At 52.2% G+C, this 16,241-nt stretch carries 13 protein-coding genes; 5 read left to right on the plus strand and 8 right to left on the minus strand.

Translation table 11 applies throughout. The features are described from left to right. Window positions 1-17 precede the first annotated feature (17 nt). From P4G45_RS14685 to P4G45_RS14695, 3 genes are read right to left on the minus strand one after another with little or no spacing between them, the layout of a single operon-like run. Window positions 18-1,208, minus strand: a complete 1,191-nt coding sequence (locus P4G45_RS14685; RefSeq protein WP_348267226.1) for a glycosyltransferase family 4 protein — start codon at window positions 1,206-1,208, stop codon at window positions 18-20. Beyond that, window positions 1,205-2,335, minus strand: a complete 1,131-nt coding sequence (locus P4G45_RS14690; RefSeq protein WP_348267227.1) for a glycosyltransferase family 4 protein — start codon at window positions 2,333-2,335, stop codon at window positions 1,205-1,207. The genes P4G45_RS14685 and P4G45_RS14690 overlap by 4 nt, the downstream gene beginning before the upstream one ends. Continuing rightward, a complete protein-coding gene (locus P4G45_RS14695) occupies window positions 2,332-3,096 on the minus strand; it encodes a polysaccharide deacetylase family protein (protein WP_348267228.1) in 765 nt (254 codons plus the stop codon). Before P4G45_RS14695 ends, P4G45_RS14690 begins: the two co-directional genes overlap by 4 nt. Before the next feature lie 179 nt (window positions 3,097-3,275). Here P4G45_RS14695 and P4G45_RS14700 point away from each other — a divergent pair, with 179 nt between their 5' ends. Further along, window positions 3,276-3,857, plus strand: a complete 582-nt coding sequence (locus tag P4G45_RS14700) for a serine acetyltransferase (RefSeq protein ID WP_348267229.1) — start codon at window positions 3,276-3,278, stop codon at window positions 3,855-3,857. Between the two features lie 31 nt (window positions 3,858-3,888). On the opposite strand, the gene P4G45_RS14705 is transcribed toward P4G45_RS14700, so the two are convergent. Continuing rightward, a complete protein-coding gene (locus P4G45_RS14705) occupies window positions 3,889-5,619 on the minus strand; it encodes a choice-of-anchor Q domain-containing protein (RefSeq protein ID WP_348267230.1) in 1,731 nt (576 codons plus the stop codon). A gap of 225 nt (window positions 5,620-5,844) precedes the next feature. On the opposite strand from P4G45_RS14705, the gene P4G45_RS14710 reads away from it, so the two are divergent. Continuing rightward, on the plus strand, window positions 5,845-6,849 hold the full coding sequence (locus tag P4G45_RS14710; protein WP_348267231.1) for a glycosyltransferase family 2 protein: 1,005 nt from the start codon (window positions 5,845-5,847) through the stop codon (window positions 6,847-6,849). Here P4G45_RS14710 and P4G45_RS14715 read toward each other — a convergent pair. The 3 genes from P4G45_RS14715 to P4G45_RS14725 are packed head-to-tail and all read right to left on the minus strand — an operon-like array spanning window position 6,846 to window position 10,594. Further along, window positions 6,846-7,829 carry a glycosyltransferase gene (locus P4G45_RS14715; protein WP_348267232.1) on the minus strand — a complete coding sequence of 328 codons (984 nt, stop codon included), beginning with the start codon at window positions 7,827-7,829 and terminating at the stop codon, window positions 6,846-6,848. The two genes, P4G45_RS14710 and P4G45_RS14715, sit on opposite strands and share 4 nt — an antisense overlap. A gap of 48 nt (window positions 7,830-7,877) precedes the next feature. Then, on the minus strand, window positions 7,878-9,068 hold the full coding sequence (locus P4G45_RS14720; RefSeq protein ID WP_348267233.1) for a glycosyltransferase family 4 protein: 1,191 nt from the start codon (window positions 9,066-9,068) through the stop codon (window positions 7,878-7,880). Continuing rightward, window positions 9,065-10,594: a polysaccharide biosynthesis C-terminal domain-containing protein gene (locus P4G45_RS14725; protein WP_348267234.1), complete on the minus strand. Its 1,530-nt coding sequence runs from the start codon at window positions 10,592-10,594 to the stop codon at window positions 9,065-9,067. Before P4G45_RS14725 ends, P4G45_RS14720 begins: the two co-directional genes overlap by 4 nt. Before the next feature lie 501 nt (window positions 10,595-11,095). On the opposite strand from P4G45_RS14725, the gene P4G45_RS14730 reads away from it, so the two are divergent. The 3 genes from P4G45_RS14730 to P4G45_RS14740 are packed head-to-tail and all read left to right on the plus strand — an operon-like array spanning window position 11,096 to window position 14,808. Next, entirely contained in the window at window positions 11,096-12,208 is a 1,113-nt protein-coding gene (locus P4G45_RS14730; protein ID WP_348267235.1) for a glycosyltransferase family 2 protein, read from the plus strand. Window positions 12,209-12,267: 59 nt separating this feature from the next. After that, window positions 12,268-13,608, plus strand: a complete 1,341-nt coding sequence (locus P4G45_RS14735; RefSeq protein ID WP_348267236.1) for an O-antigen ligase family protein — start codon at window positions 12,268-12,270, stop codon at window positions 13,606-13,608. Between the two features lie 45 nt (window positions 13,609-13,653). After that, on the plus strand, window positions 13,654-14,808 hold the full coding sequence (locus P4G45_RS14740; RefSeq protein WP_348267237.1) for a glycosyltransferase: 1,155 nt from the start codon (window positions 13,654-13,656) through the stop codon (window positions 14,806-14,808). Between the two features lie 64 nt (window positions 14,809-14,872). Here P4G45_RS14740 and P4G45_RS14745 read toward each other — a convergent pair whose 3' ends face one another. After that, window positions 14,873-16,240: a nucleotide sugar dehydrogenase gene (locus P4G45_RS14745; RefSeq protein ID WP_348267238.1), complete on the minus strand. Its 1,368-nt coding sequence runs from the start codon at window positions 16,238-16,240 to the stop codon at window positions 14,873-14,875. Window position 16,241 lies beyond the last annotated feature (1 nt).

Here is a 16,241-nt window from a genome sequence, read left to right on the forward strand (position 1 = left end):
CGGCTATTGAGCCGGGATTATGACCAGCAATATCTCTCATAAACTTCTGTCGTCCTCCTGGCAATCGATAGCCAGGACTCATCACCGAAATGCATGTCTCGTACGTTGGAAGCCAGTTGCCCCCGCAGGACGGGATTTTGTATCAATTCAATCAAAGCTCCGGCAAGGTTGGCGGAATCCTTCTGATCAACCAGAAGCGCATTTTTGCGGGTGGTCAACAATTCACGAAAAACGGGTAGGTCGCTGGCTACGATCGCTTTACCTAATGCCAGTCCGGTCGCCAGAGCCCCACTGGTCGTAATCGCACGATAGGGGTATACAACGACATCCGCAGTTCGATAGAGCGCAACCAACTCATGAGTAGATATGAAGCGCAGTTGCAGGTTGACATGTTTCAGGTCCAGAGACTCCACCTGCGCGCGAATCTGCTGCAGCAGATCGTCAGAGCCCGTCCCCGCGATCACGAGGCAGGCATCGTCACTAATAGCCTCGACCTTCTGCCATGCGTTCAGCAGCAGATCCACCCCCTTATACGGGAAGATAATTCCCTGCCAAAGGACCACCACCTTGCCGACCTCAATTGGAATGTCTTGAAGCGCCTTATTGGAAGCTAATTCTGGTAGATCATAAAAGAATGGGCCGTGGGGAATGACTGATATTTTTTCCGGAGCCACGGAAAACTCCGCCACCAGTCGCGTCTTGATGTGATCAGAATGGCAGATGATCCCGTCGACCATCGAATACAGGTCACGGAATATCTCGGTGTAAGTGTCTGCCGTGTCGTGAGGAAGGAGATCGTGGACAGTAAGAACTATTTTCGAACCCCGCTTTCGGCACAGTTCCAAAAACCAAAGATCCAGTGGAAAGCGCCACTTCAGCATGGGCAGATATTGCACATGAATCACATCGGGAGGAGAAACCAAGAAGCGTGCCGAGAGGGCAAGCAGATTCACCATGCCCTCCCCCAGCTTTAGAACCCTGCGCAACAGCCGCGGCAATTGAAACTTCCCTACGATATCAAGCAATCCTGGATCGACCTTGACGCCACGACTTGAGAAGCAGTCCGGATCTAAATAGTAGGAGATTGAGCCCACCATCAGGTTCACGTTCTCCACCAGCAAAGCCCTGGAGATGTAGGCCGTGTAGTAGGGCACCGTTGCCCATAAATCCATCATGAAAACTTTTGGCTTCCGGATTTTTTCCCTCACTTACAAGTCCTCGCCCTCATGCCCGGAGCAACCACGTCTTCGTACATCCGGAGATACTCAGCGGTCATCCGGTCGGCGGAGAACTCATCTTCTATCAACTTTGCTGCCGCACTCCCGAGTTGCTCACGAAGGTTGACGTTTTGCAGCAAATCTTCAATCGCTGAAGCCAGTGACTCCACATCTTCCGGAGGGACGATCACTCCGGTGCGACCATCCAGAACCACGGTTGGCACATCGCCTACGGCAGTCGCGACCAATGGTAATCCGCTGGCCATCCCTTCAAGAATCGCCATTGGCAGACCCTCCTGCCGCGATGATGAAACCATCACGTCCAGCGACGCATATACCGACGGCATATCGTCTCTACGGCCGACGAGAGATACACTCTCCCCAATTTTCAAAGTCTCAATCAATGCTTCTATTGAAGCTTGCTCAGGGCCTTCACCTACGACCACAAACTTTACGGCTGGACACTTCACCAGGACGAGTGCAGCAGCCCGCAGGAAGATATCAACTCCCTTCTCTTGAGACAGACGGCCGATCCAGCCAACGATGAGAGTTTGACCCACTGCTGTATCTTTACGAAGCGATGGAATTGCTCTCGCGAACGGCCGCAGGTCAATTCCATTTTTGATCAAGTGAATCCTCTGCGCATTCACTCCCGCACTCAGCAACCGTTGCCTTACTTCGGCTGAGACAGCGACCACACCCGCATAATTCCGCAAGACAAAGCGATCCACTATTCCGTAGAAGGAAACGAGCGGGCCGTCCTTGATCCAATTGTGACATGTAGAAAAAAAAGGCGTTCGTGACCTACGCAATGCAAAGTAGACATACACATCCGCCTTATAACCGTGGGCGTGGACAACATCCGCCTGCGCGCTTGCGACCAATCTTCGAATGCTAGCAATCACCGTTCGATCAATCTGACCATCACATGGAATCAGATGCGACTCAATCCCCTCCCGAAGAGCGTTTTCATGGAGTTGCAGATTGGGATTCGAAGAATTCGAGAAGACTCCCAGCACGCTGTGGTGCGAACCCTCATTCAGGGTGCGTGACATGTTGAGAATCACAGACTCTGCTCCGTACATTCCCCCGCTGCTGATGACGTGAAGAACCTTCATTGAGTCGCCCCGGCATCGCTGTCGGACTCCTGTCGATTCACCAACGACCAGAGCTTCCCGTAGAGACTGTCTCCCAGTAACGCCTGCGCAGTAGTTTTGATCCGATACTGCTGTCCGAGTCGCGACAAAACTCCACTCTCCGGTCGCAGCGCGCTGGCAATCCAATCCCGTTTCATGTCCCCTCGGATATTCAGGCGGCCTATGATCGAGCCGTGAGGTGTCTGCTCTGCGCGAGGAATTGAAGTGTAGACTTCTGTGTAGCCAGCTTCCTCACATGCCGCCAGGACACGCCGGTTGTAGCGCCCCCCTGGCAAAGACATTGTAGTAATTGATGTGCCCAGTTTGTCTTCAAGGGTCAACCTGGATCGCCTGAGTTCTCCATCTAATTCATCTTTACTGCAATGCGTCAGCAGCGTATGACTCCACCCGTGTGCGCCGATCATTTGTCCCGATCCGTGCAACTCGCGCAACTCCTGCCAATCCATGTAACCTTTCTTCTGTCCTGTCCAACCCACAGTGATGAAAAACTGCGCGATGAAGCCCCGCGATTGCAAGAGAGGCATCCCGTATTCAAGGTTGGAGATATGACCATCATCAAAGGTGATCTCAGGCCTTAAAGAACATCCCTCGGTTTCGCGGATTTGGCGAAACAAATTGAGATGCTCTTCAAACGCGCTGGTCGCAACGACATAGGAATAGTCGCTGCTTATGGGCCTAAGTTCGTGATAAAGCAGATGAAGACTTCGCAACGTCCGTCGCACTCATTCCTTCGAAATTCGGCCTTAGGTACAGCAAAACGCGTCACGCTGGAACGGCATTTCAATGTTTCGCTAAGTTGTATATTAGAACACGATACATTCTGAAGGAATGACGCGAAGGAGCCAGCATTTCGGCCGCCGTCAACATTCAAGCGACTATCAACCGAACGGGAAGAATTGAATTGGCATCTACGCTTTGGAAAACCTTGCGGGCTGACGCTTACCGCTACACGGGCAAGGGTGGGTGGCGCCCATTTTTAAATGCATGGATTCATGATCCCGGGTTTCGCTTTACCTATTACATGCGCAAGGTCGACTATTACAAGAAACGAAAAAGGTCGCTCTGTATCTTCCTGTACATCTATAACCGTATCCTGTTTCAACATTACCGCTTTAAATATGGCTTCGACATCTCTCCCACCACCAGCATCGGAGAAGGGTTTTATCTTGGCCACTTCGGTGGTGTTGTTATCAGTCCACATGCGGTTTTGGGATCCAATATCAATATTGGTCAGGGAGTGACTATTGGAGCTACAAGCCGTGGTTCGCGCCAGGGAGCCCCTACCCTTGAAGACAAGGTATGGGTTGGGGCCAATGCAATCATTGTTGGAAACATCACCATTGGTTGCGAATCGCTCATCGCTCCCGGCGCTTATGTTAACTTCGATGTCCCCAGCAAAGCCGTCGTTCTGGGGAACCCCGGTAAAGTTGTTTCGCATTCGGGTTCCGCCGGCTACGTAAATAGAGTCTTTGGCGAATCCTAAAGCGCTAAGCAGCCATATTATCGGCGCCGAATCAGGGATGAAAGTGAAAAGCTCCAATATCGTATCCGGCACCCGCTGGCAGCGGCACTCCGTCGTGATCGGTAGGAAGCTGCCGCGGGGCCACACCGCCTCCACGTGCCGGGCTCGAGGCCGTCAGGTGAAAGTCAATGTCGTCAAGGGAAGCTTCTCCATTCCAGACGGGCATCCTGACTATCTTCGGATCGGAACAATGTTGCGTTGAACCCGAGGGACAACTTCGCATGTTGTAGTAGATATTATGATCCTGGGTCACAAACGGATTGCCCGGTACGTTATCGAAGTAGAACACCGCTGGCACCTCGCGGTCGGCAGGATTTTTATAGCCAATATTTAGATTATTTTGGTATGTGACAGTTGCCTTCTTGCAGCTTATCCAGCAGCTAATGTCATAACTTGTCGTTCCATAGCCGGCAAAGCTGTTGTTCTGAAAGAGATAAGTTCCACTATCGGTGATCCTGAAAGCAATTCCTTCGCCTGCCGCCCGGCAGAACAGGGAAAGATATCTGTGATAGCCCTCCGGCGCTCCGGGGAACGGCGCGGACATCCGGCTACAGTTATTCACGGTCAGGTTGTTCTGAAAGACAACGCCTTTCATCGCACCAAATTTCCACTGCTGGCCCATGTTGCCATAAGACGACGAATTTTTGATCGAGATCAGGCTGCCGCTGGTATGCAGCAGATCAAATCCATCCTGCGTGTTGTATCGGAAGACACAATGGTCACAGGTAAAATTCAGCGGAGTATCCGAAGTCCCTACGCCGTCGCCATAACCAGCGTCATTTTGGTCGAAGCAACTGAAAGCTGGAGTTGAATGGCTGATCGGGTACTCCTCATTACAGCCACTCCATTCCACAGTCAGATAAGAAGCATTCACCGTTGCGTCGGGCGAACTGGCGGTTCCATTGCCATCATCAAAGTCCCAACCAGCCATGCCATTGAATCCTAGCCGCACATGATCGACAGTAAATACCCCTCCGATTGCACCCAGAATGCCTCTTGACGTTAGACCATGTATATCCAGATTTCTGAGGGTGACATCAGCAGTCTTATTGCTTGTAACGATACCAATAGAAGCATAATCGGACAGTGGGTATGAGCTACTGCATCCTTCTGACGCTGGATATCCCGCACCGGCACGAGTACATTGGCCATGGTCTGTCAGTTCGAGACACTCGATATCAACATGCTGAGAGCCCCCCAGAACAATAATCGCGTCGAGTCCATAGCCTCCAAATAATTGCGTTTTCTTATTGCAGCTTGCATAGTTTTCGCCAAGCAGCCGCGTTGGATGGTCGGCGGTTCCCGATGGCACAGGCGGCATAGAGCATCGATATGGGTCGCCGGCACAGGAGCCCCACCCGTCATTTGGATTCGGCCCCTTGTAACCCATGCGATAGGGCCCACCTCGTATGATGACGGTATCTCCGCCACCAATGATCCAGTGATCGTCCCCTTGCTCTTGACTCGTGAATAAGTAATAGGGATGATTAAGGGCACAGGGCTGCTTTGACCCTCGGCCTGAATAGGGTGCATCTGCCCTGCCGGTGCATTGTTTACGGTCACCGCCGTCTTGCCGCACAAACCAAGTGGACAGTGAAGGCCTCGTTGAAGGTGGTTCGGTCAATTTGGCTGCTGCTTGAACGGGTTGGGTCTGTCGGGGTCCAACGGTAAGAAATATAAATAACAGGCAAAAGACGCCAATCGCACATCGCTTGAGCACCATTTAGACTCCTATTAATGCAATACCTGGTGAGTGATTCGGGTGATCTCAGCCCGCAGCATCCGTGTTTCACACCAAGCTTGCATTGTAGCCGGGTTCATTCGATTCCCCGAAATTTTCTGCAAGTCACTATGATATGCTGGGCGTCAGGTTGTCCGGCGCCCGCATTAGCTATTCCGCACCTGCTTCTACTCCCCCTCTATTGCCGCCCATAAGGAGCTTTTAGCGTTGTCATCTCCGCTGCCGCAATCGCTGAGTTTTGAGTCAGGCAAAGGCCCCAGTGTACTCGTTGTCATCTTGAACTGGAACTCTCCAGAAGAGACGAAAACCGCCGTTGCATCTGTATTTGCGATGGATTACCAAAACCTCAGGGTGGCGATCATTGAAAACGGATCAATCGACAACTCGGCGGAGATACTCAAAGAGCTTGTCAGTGACCGCGTTCAACTGATCCTCTCCCCCGAAAACCTCGGCTACACCGGCGGTTGCAATCTTGGCTTCGACTTGGCTGTTCAGAGCAATGCCGATTATGTCTGGCTGTTGAATAGCGATGCCGTTACCGAAGCAAATGCATTGTCCTCGCTCATTCGAATCGCAGAACACGACCACACCATTGGATTGATTTCCCCTATCATCGCGACCCTACATGACCCATCAAAGTTGGTTCATGTAGTAGGAAGATTCGATCCCAAAACCCCCCGGTGTGATTCGACCAAAGATATTGAGGTTGGGCGCCGATGGATAACCAGCGATCCCGGCCAGATCATGCTGCTAGGCACAGCCCTTCTGGTAAGAGTTGCCATGGTGCGCAAAATTGGGGGTTTCGACGCGGCGCTCTTCGCCTATTGGGAAGATACTGACCTTTCACTTAGGGCCAACAAGGCTGGATTCCGCAACGTGGTTGACTTTAACTCCGTCGTGTATCACACGGAAAGATCAGCTAAAGAGACCCCTGACGAAATAAAACCTCATTTCTGGTACTACATGGCGCGAAACGAGATCTATTTCTGGAAAAAGCATGTGAGCTTATTCGGCAGAATCAAGCCATTATGGTGGCAATACACGACTCAATTAAAGTTTCTAAAACTCGTTAAAGGCAACGAAGTCTCGCGCCAGGCCATTCTCGCCGGACTTTGGGATGGATGGTTCAGAAATACAGGAGCGTATCGTTCCAATCTCCGCATGCCATACCTGGCCTCCAAGATTGTTGAAGCGCACAGTGAAATCCGCTAGGACTGGACGAACAATTTCTGCAAAAATCTAGCGATTGGTTCCGGGCTGTTAGAGATGAGGAGCTTCAGCCGCAGCTTCGGCGTCAGGTAGCGATTGGGAATCGCAGATAAGAGTTCCTTGCATGCCGTAAACCTACCCGCTGAAAACGCGCCATAGGATGCTCCTACCCGACGAAGCGCTATTTGATCCGCCAGTAGCTCTTTCGTAGACTCTGTCACTGAATGGTTCTGAAGAGCATAATTCAAAATCTCGATCTCGCCACACGTTGTCGCGAAAGTGCTTCCTGAAAAATTGGACGTATGCTTTCTGATTCCGACCACCGGTTCGGTAATAATCCCAATTGGAGCATGCTGAACACAGCGAAGCGCAAATTCCAGGTCCTCGGATAGCACTCGTCCAAGAGAATCCTTATAACCACCAATTCTATAAAAAAAATCTCTGGACATCAGCGTCGTAGATGGAAAGATAGGCTGAAACGTTAATAGTTCGTCATAAAGTGATGCGCCGCATATCAAGGCAAAATCGAGCGCCTTTTCACAATGGGCAAAGAAAGTCGGCCTCGCACCATCAAACTTGGTTTCGCGGGCCCAGTTCCCTTCTGTGACGATGGAGAAGTTAGTAAATGAGTGTTGCACTTCTGGATGCCGAAGGTGAAGCTCCATCTGCTTTTCAAGCTTGTCTTGTCGCCACAGATCATCACTGTCACAGAATGCGATGTAAGGAGAAGTCGCGAACGAAGCTGCTATATTCCGGGCAGTGCAAACCCCGGAATTATTAATGCGATGATACTTTACCTTCGGGTAGAGCCGCGAGACCACATCTTGCGTGTCGTCCGTCGAACCGTCATCGACCACGATGATCTCTGCAGGCGAATAGGTCTGTGAAAGAATTGAGTCAAGAGTCTCAGGGAGGAAATGCGCTCGATTATAGGTCGGCACTAATACGCTGACCGCCGACTCAGGTGTTTCCCAATGCCCCATAACTCGTTCCTACCTCTAACCTGCGGCTACAGTCCCTATTGCCCGATATTATCGCTTCGAAGCAACAATATCGGCACTTATCTGGCCCAGCAGTGCTGCACGTGTATCCCAGTCAAATTCCGTCCTTGCCCGCTGCAATCCTTTCGCTCCCATACTCTCCCGCAAACTGGCGTCCATAAGCAATCGTTGCAGGGCATCCCGTAATTCAAAGTCTTCATCGCTATCGACTAGAAATCCTGACTCGCCTTCAGCGACAGCTTCAGCGGTTCCCCCGGAACGTCCGCCGATGACTGGCTTGCCCGCGGCATTTGCTTCCAGAAATACCATCCCAAAACCTTCAATGTCACCCGCCTCTTCGGTGTTAGGCATCACAACAATATCAGCCATATTATAGTGTTGGTTCAACTTATCATCCGCAACAAACCCAGCAAAGACCACCTTATCCCGAAGGTTGAGTTGGTTAGCGAGATCGCGCAGTTCTGCTTCGATTGACCCACGACCCACGATTACATACTTGAACGGCGATACCTCTGACCGAAGTGCCGCTAAAGCCCGCATGACCCGCGCGTGTCCCTTACGTGGGACTAGTCGCGCTACCGTCATCACCACAAGTTCGTTACTCTCAATGTTGTAGTGTTGACGCAGACTTGAATCAGCCGCAACTGGATAGAACACACTCGTATCCAGGCCTGGAGTTATCTTGTGGATCTTATCCCGCTGAATTCCTATCCGTATTAAGTTCTCAATTGCAAAGGCGCCGTTTGCAACGACTGCGTCCGAATTTCGATAAATAAAGTTTCGTAGCCGAGGCTGAAATCTTCGTTTGTCCGTCAGCGTGATGTCTTCTCCATGACAGTATGCGACATACGGTATCCCTAACAACTTTTTCAGTATTACCCCGATCATCCCCCCCGGATAAAGGTCTCCGCAATGGATAATGTCTGGACGATGAAACACCGAATCGACGAACGCTGTCAGTAATGGGCCGGCAATCTTTGGGAGTTGGGAATAACTCAGATCGGGCAACGGGGTAAAGCGCCGTTTAATTTTGAATGTGGCCGTTTGTTCTCTTGTGTCGAATTCCTGCCATCCTGGTACCTTGCTCGTCTCAATGGTAACTTCGTGGCCCAGGCCTGCAATTCGCTTAAATAAATTGTAGTAGTAAAAGCGGGAACCTCCCGCATGGGGAAGGAAAGTATCGGTAAGCACCACGACTCGCAAGCGGTCCGTCTTTTTCATAATGTGGCCTCTGCTTGTACTCGTCTCGATTGGCGCCACTTCTGGAAGAGAGCGTGTGCATCATTGCGAAATACGAGCAATAGGCAAATTACGTACACGGGGAGCGTTGCGAGAATCTGACCAAAGAAAATAATCATATTAGGGGCATGCCAGAATCTATCCGCTAGGATGCTGGCGATGCCATAGGGAACGACGCACAGAGTCACCTTTGTCCAACCCTCCCATAAGAACCGGCCAACAGACACTCCAAGAATTTTATGAACATAGCGCGGCCAGAAAATCATATAGATAACGGCAGTGGAAAGTGATGTGCCCCAGGCTACCCCATAGAGCCCTACCGTCTCCACCAGGACGAGACTGAGACCAAGATTAACGAGCGCTTCAATCACTGCCCATTTCGCCACGGGCTTGTGCTTTCCGATCGCCATCATGATGGCGCCAGCCGTCGAACTTGCCACACTGAAAAACTGGGCGATCATCAAAATCTGTAGTACTGTCCCGGACGTCTCGCTATATTCTTGACCAACCCATAGTCCGATAAAGGTTTTACCGCGAAAGAGCAGTGCAACACTGATGGGCAACATCAGGGCGAGCGTACCCTGGGTTCCGCGTATCAGCAATTTTCTAAGCTCGTCAAACTGACCTGATGCTTCCAGATTGCTCGCCAGTGGCGCGAAGGTAGTGGATACCGCGGAGGAAACCTGGCTTGAATACGAAACAAGGCTGCTGCCGATCGAATAAAACGCAACCAACCCCACCGACAAAAATGCGCCCACCGCAAGGTTGTCCGTATTAATGATGACCTGTACAGCAATAATCAAGACAAATGTCGTGAAGCTATACGACCAGATTGCCTTTAGGATCTCCCCACGTGGACGCCGCACTGGCACTCTGGAAGCCGGAAACATCTTCAACGCGATGGCCGCGGTGACCAGCCCCGTCAAGAGAACGACCGTAAACTCCCAATAAGCGAGCGCCACCAATCCTCTGCCACTGCGCAGCAGGAGCAGAACGCCGCCTGCACGGGCAAGGGTTTGCATCACTGTTACCCAACTCAAGATGTCGAAGCGGTGAATTGCTGCAAGCACGGCACCAAAGACGCCCGAAATGAGAGTGACGGCGATTCCCAGCGCGCACATCAATACGGTTATCTGGGAAGCTCTTCGCAGATCGGAGGGGACCTTGAACAGATGAGGGAAGGAAAGCGCCAGCAGGATACTGATAACCACGACCACCGCTGAAATGAGCAGCCTGAACCATAGCGCAGCACCGATAGCCGCCTGCGCGTCTTCAAGATTCCCTTCCGCGTCTGCTTTGGAGACAAACCGTATAACCGCACTGCGCAGCCCCAGATCAAGAAGATTCAGGTACGCCACCGTCGAAACCGCAAGTATCCAGACGCCGTACGCCGCAGAGCCGAGGTGCCGCACTACGAATGGAGTGAGGAAGAACGGCACCACCATGCCGACTGCCACAGCTGCCCAATTCATGAGTACATTGAATGCAAAACGCTTAGTATTAGCCATGAGCCTATGTATTGCAGACAAATATTGTTGGTATCAGCGATAAAAGTAAACGATATTAGCCATTCCCCAAATGGGAGGCATAGTCTGCATCCCTCTAGAGTTCCACCATATATAGCTATCAGATGAGAGAGGCTCTTCGCTTCTATCATCATATACAGTGGCAATTTTCTCCAAATAAGGAAGGGTCTTCCTATACCACTTGAGTCGCAGACTCATCGTTGGATCGGCAAATCGATGTCACGTATCATGAGGGGAGCAGCACCGATCCGCCCCTTGCATCTCGCAAAGCAAGAGAATATCTGATCTGTGTAGCGCTAAATGAATAGCAGGGCCCATTTGGCCGCGCCTGCAAGGGAAGTTTGTGAACATTAAGCTGACTGTCTGGACTTGCGCGTGGTGCGATCCTTGCGATCTTGCTGGCCCTCCGGTCCATTGCCGTCATTCATTCTTCCCCCCGTACGGGTTTTCAACGAATACGCTTCTGGCTTCCCGGAGCGCTCGATGAGATCACTTTTCTGGATCTCCTTCGCCGTTGTGGCATATGCCTACTTTGGTTATGCCGTCTGGCTGTGGCTTTACGCCCGCATACGCAACAATCCCATTCGGAAACAGGCGATAACGCCAACGGTTTCCATTATCATCGCCGCACGCAACGAGGAAGCAAATCTCCCGGCCAAGCTCAAGAATCTTAGCCTCCTTGACTATCCGCGCGGTCACTTGCAAGTCGTAATCACCTCAGATGGTTCAACGGACCGCACTGCGGATATCCTTCGTGAAAACTCGGCCACAATCACTTCTGTCATCCTCGATGAATCCCACGGTAAAGCCTTGGCTCTGAACCACGCTGTCCGACAAGCGACTGGCGAAATCCTCGTCTTCCTGGATGCACGCCAGTCGATAGAGGCCAACGCTGTTTCGGAATTGGCCTCCTGCTTCGCAGACCTGCAGGTGGGCGCGGTCAGCGGCGATCTTTTACTCGAAGCCGCGCCTGGACTGCCATCTACGGACGGACTCGGCATCTATTGGAAGATTGAAAAGGCAATTCGCAAGCTCGAATCCGCTTCGGGTTCAGTTGTAGGGGTGACAGGAGCTATCTACGCTATCCGGCGCGAACTGTACACGGAGATCCCTGCCGGGACCATCCTTGACGACGTCTTTATTCCGATGAATGTGGTGCGCGCCGGTCAGCGGGTCATATTCCAACCCTCTGCCATTGCGCGAGATCGGCTTTTCAGCGAAAAAGGAAAGGAGTTTTCCAGAAAAGTCCGCACCTTGACCGGCAACTACCAATTGCTCCGAATTTCACCCTGGCTGCTCTCCCCCGAGAATCCGCTCCTCTTTCGCTTCATCAGCCACAAACTCCTACGGCTTCTGGTTCCGCTGCTTCTATTTGTCATGATCGCAACATCAGCGCTAGCCGGGGGTTCTTTCTATCGGGCAATTCTCTTCGTCCAGGTACTTTTCTACCTGCTGGCTGCCCTCGGAAGCCTGGCCGGCCCTCTTGGGAAATTCAAGCCGATCGCCATAGCCAATACCTTTGTCGTACTAAATGCAGCTGCGGTGCTCGCCTTCTATAATTTCATTACCAGGCGGAGTAGGGTATGGGTCAGATGAACTTATCTCTTTTGCCAGAATCTTGCTTTCTTACTTCTTAACCGCTGGGAGATGATGTCGTGGGAACAGGAATTGGACACTATATCCCGTTGGCTTTTTACCTGGGCTGCTTCGTCATGGCAATTCGCGCCCTGACGGGAAAACCACTCCAGACATTTTATTTCGTCATTCTGTTGATCCCCTACCGCACCATGCGGGATCATTTTCTCGGCTATCCTCTGGGCCCTAACGTTCTGACGATTCTGGTACTTTCGATCATTGTCGGGGCGATTATCCAAGGGAAAAGGCTTCCGAAGTCACGCCTCTACCTCATTTGGCTCATCATGGGGGTCTATCTCTATTTTTCGATGTGGCTCGGGTTTGCGCTCGGCCATGCAAACGCGCCCCTTTGGATCCATGACCTCAACTTCTCAACATGGAAAGACTACATGATGATTCCGCTGATTTTTGTCGCAGCGGGATTAGTTGTCGAAGACAGGAAGGCTGTTCGAAACGTAATCCTGTTTACAGCGATTTCATTGCTGGCCATCGACCGAAGCTCATTGATGGATAGCATGTCGCGAACCTGGGGGAGTTTTGACGAGAGTAAGCGTGACGGCGGCCCGCTCGGGTTCGCAGGCGCAAATGGCCTTGCGGCATTCCTGGCCCAGTTTGCCATGTTTTTCTGGGGCTTCGGGCAGTTTCTTAAACGCAAAAAGGCCCGATTGCTGTGTTATGCGTTGGTCGCTACCACCCTGTTTGCGACCATGTACACCTTTTCCCGTGCAGCTTACCTCGCAGTCGTGGTCGTCGCGGTTCTGCTCGGCATAATGAAGGATCGAAAGCTTATTCCTATCATTGCCATCTTTTTGTTTACCTGGCAGGCTATCGTGCCGGTCGCCGTAAACGAGCGGATCTCCATGACAAGAGATTCTAACGGCCAGCTTGAAGCGTCTGCGCAGGAACGCGTCGATCTCTGGGAAAACGCCAAGAAATCCTTCTACAGCGAGCCAATCTTCGGGAACGGCTATGCAACCTTCCAATACGGAGACCATGTCGCCGATCTGAAAGATACTCATAACTGGTATGTTAAAGTTCTCGTTGAAACAGGCATTGTGGGCGGTCTGCTTGCCCTCCTGATGCTTCAACAGATGCTTGCCCTGTCCTATGGACTCTTCAGGCGAGCAAAGGACCCTCTTTACAGGGGTTTCGGTTTTGGCCTTTTTCTTACCATCTGCGCCAGTATTATTCTCAACTGCTTTGGTGACCGATGGACCTACGTTGAAGTCACCGGACTCATTTGGGCTCTCGTTGGCACTGCTGCATCAGCGGCAAATTTCGTTGAGGCCCCGTCGACGGACGCAAAGCTTGCGGCACTCGATTCAAGCACCGCCGTCAATCCATACATGGCTTATCACTAAGTTTTACCGTTCTTATTACTTGCACCACGAGTTCTTCCAGCCGCCATGATTACTCTCTTGTCAACCGCCAGTCATCAGAATGTCGAAGACCCCCTGCTGCCTCATGTCCTTCTCGTCGTCGATCAATTTTCGAAGAATCTTGGCGGCGGTGAGCGAATCGCGCTTAAACTGGCCGCTTTCCTGCCGCAATATGGATATCGGGCGTCGATTCTCACTTTCTCAGCCGATCCGGTGACCACCGCGTTCGAGTCCGCTCCGTGTCCCGTCTATCTGCTTCCTTTGGAACGCACCTACAATCTCACCGCACTGAAGGGAGCCTTGGCGCTTCGCCGCCTCCTTAAGCAGCAAAACATCCAGATAGTCCAGACTTTTTTTGAAAGTTCGGATATCTGGGCTGGGTTCGTAACCAAAGTTCTCTCGGGCGCGAAGCTCATCTGGAGCCGCAGAGACATGGGGATCTTGCGGACCAGAAAACATATAGTCGCCTATCGCCTTATGGCAGGTCTGCCGGATGCAGTCTTCGCCGTCTCTGAACTTGTTCGCCAGCACTGTATCGAAGAAGATGGCATCGATCCCGACCGGGTCCAAACCATCTATAACGGCCTCGACCTCTCCGATTGGAGTGCCTCGTCAGACAATCCAAAAGACAGACTGCTTATCACCACTATAGGCAATATCCGTCACGTCAAGGGCCATGATGTCTTCATCAAAGCTGCCGCGTTCATCGTGCCGCAGTTTCCCAACGTCTGCTTCAGTATCGCCGGCGGAGTTCTGGAGCCTGCTTACTTTAGCGAACTCCAAGCGCTCATCCAGAACCTGAAACTTGGGGATAACTTTCACTTCGCTGGCGGTGTCACTGATCTGTACGAACACCTCTCCGCAGCCGATATCTTCGTCCTGCCCTCTCGCAGCGAAGGCTTCTCCAACGCCATCGTCGAAGCCATGGCGGCCTCACTTCCGGTCGTCGCAACCAACGTCGGCGGCAACGCTGAAGCAGTCGAGAACGGCGTCAGTGGGTTCGTAGTTCCTTCCGAAGATCCTCAGGCGCTCGCCGAGGCAATCATGAAACTTCTCACCGATCCTGCGAAAGCAATGGCAATGGGAGCAGCTGGAAAGCGACGCGTCGCGGAGAAATTCACGATTGAGGCGATGATGACGCAGACTACTGCGACATACACAAAGCTCCTCGCCCAAAGGTAAAGTTCACCGCAAACAGAAAGCGGGAGGATCATATCCCCCCGCTTCATTCGGTATTAGTTCTTCGCTAACAGCGCACGACTTTGGGAGAGCGAATCCCCTTCGTGGCATTACGCGAGTCCACAACTAGCTGCGATTGGCTCACAATATCCTCATAGTTGTAGTCGGAGTGGTCGGTCACAATTAGAACGCAGTCATACTGCTCCAGATTCTCGAGCGGCGTGCAGGTCATGTTCAGGTTGTAACGTCGCCCCCTGCCCACGGTCGGGAAGTAGGGATCGTTATACAGCACCTCTGCGCCTTCCTCGCGCAGCAATTCGATAATCGTCAGCGACGGTGACTCGCGAAGATCGTCGATATTCTTCTTATAGGCCATCCCCAGCATCAGAATTTTTGCGCCATTTACGGCCTTCTTATGCTGGTTCAGAGCTTTCCCTACTGCGTTGACGACATGCGCAGGCATCGCCTCATTGACCTCTCCGGCCAACTCGATAAACCGGGTATTGAAGTCATACTCTTTGGCCTTCCAGCTCAGGTAAAACGGGTCGATCGGAATACAGTGGCCGCCAAGGCCGGGTCCTGGATAAAAAGGGTGAAAGCCGAAGGGCTTCGTCGCCGCAGCATCGATGACCTCCCAAATGTCTACTCCCATCTTCAGGGAGAGCTGTTTCAGTTCATTCACCAACGCGATATTCACGCAGCGGTAAATGTTCTCCAGCAGCTTCGTCATCTCCGCCACGCGTGTCGACGACACCTGCACTGCGCGGGTAAAGATGCCTTCATACAAAGTCGCCGCCAACGTTGTGGCGATCTCCTCATGTCCACCCACCACCTTGGGGATGTCGCGCCTTGCCACCGTATCATTGCCCGGATCTTCGCGCTCTGGCGAAAAGGCCACATAGAAGACGCCGTGTTCCGCCGCCGCCCCTTCGCTCTGGACCTTTAGCCCCTTCGTGTTTCCCGCCTCCAGAACCGGAATCATCAGCTCTTCCGTCGTGCCTGGATAGGTGGTGCTCTCAAGAATGACGAGTTGGCCCTCGCGAACCCACGGGGCAGCGGCCTTGGCCGTATTCTCGACGTAGCTCAGATCCGGTTCACGATGTTCCGTCAGCGGAGTAGGAACGCACATGATAATAGCGTCCATATCAGACAGGTGGGAAAATTCGGTCGTCGCGCTGAAGCCCTGCGCGCGCGCGCCCTGGATCTCCGTGGCCGGGATGCGGAAGATATATGACCGGCCTGCTTCCAGGTCTGTCACTTTTTTGTTGTCGATATCGAAGCCCGTTACTTTAAACCCGGCCTCCGCAAGCAGAAGTGAAAGCGGCAATCCGACATAACCGAGTCCAATGACTCCAATTCGGGCAGTGCGGCTCTTGAGGCGATCAAAACGTTCCTGGGCAATCTGAGGAAGAACAACCGGGTTCTTGGTCAACATA

Origin of the sequence: Edaphobacter paludis (assembly GCF_039993895.1) — a bacterium.
GTDB classification, from domain to species: Bacteria; Acidobacteriota; Terriglobia; order Terriglobales; family Acidobacteriaceae; genus Edaphobacter; species Edaphobacter paludis.

Excerpts from the sequence above, each read along its gene's own strand:
- P4G45_RS14725 (WP_348267234.1), bottom strand. The coding sequence starts at position 10,594 with ATGGCTAATACTAAGCGTTTTGCATTCAATGTACTCATGAATTGGGCA.
- P4G45_RS14715 (WP_348267232.1), bottom strand. The coding sequence starts at position 7,829 with ATGGGGCATTGGGAAACACCTGAGTCGGCGGTCAGCGTATTAGTGCCG.
- P4G45_RS14705 (WP_348267230.1), bottom strand. The coding sequence starts at position 5,619 with ATGGTGCTCAAGCGATGTGCGATTGGCGTCTTTTGCCTGTTATTTATA.
- P4G45_RS14730 (WP_348267235.1), top strand. The coding sequence starts at position 11,096 with ATGAGATCACTTTTCTGGATCTCCTTCGCCGTTGTGGCATATGCCTAC.
- P4G45_RS14720 (WP_348267233.1), bottom strand. The coding sequence starts at position 9,068 with ATGAAAAAGACGGACCGCTTGCGAGTCGTGGTGCTTACCGATACTTTC.
- P4G45_RS14740 (WP_348267237.1), top strand. The coding sequence starts at position 13,654 with ATGATTACTCTCTTGTCAACCGCCAGTCATCAGAATGTCGAAGACCCC.
- P4G45_RS14745 (WP_348267238.1), bottom strand. The coding sequence starts at position 16,240 with ATGTTGACCAAGAACCCGGTTGTTCTTCCTCAGATTGCCCAGGAACGT.
- P4G45_RS14690 (WP_348267227.1), bottom strand. The coding sequence starts at position 2,335 with ATGAAGGTTCTTCACGTCATCAGCAGCGGGGGAATGTACGGAGCAGAG.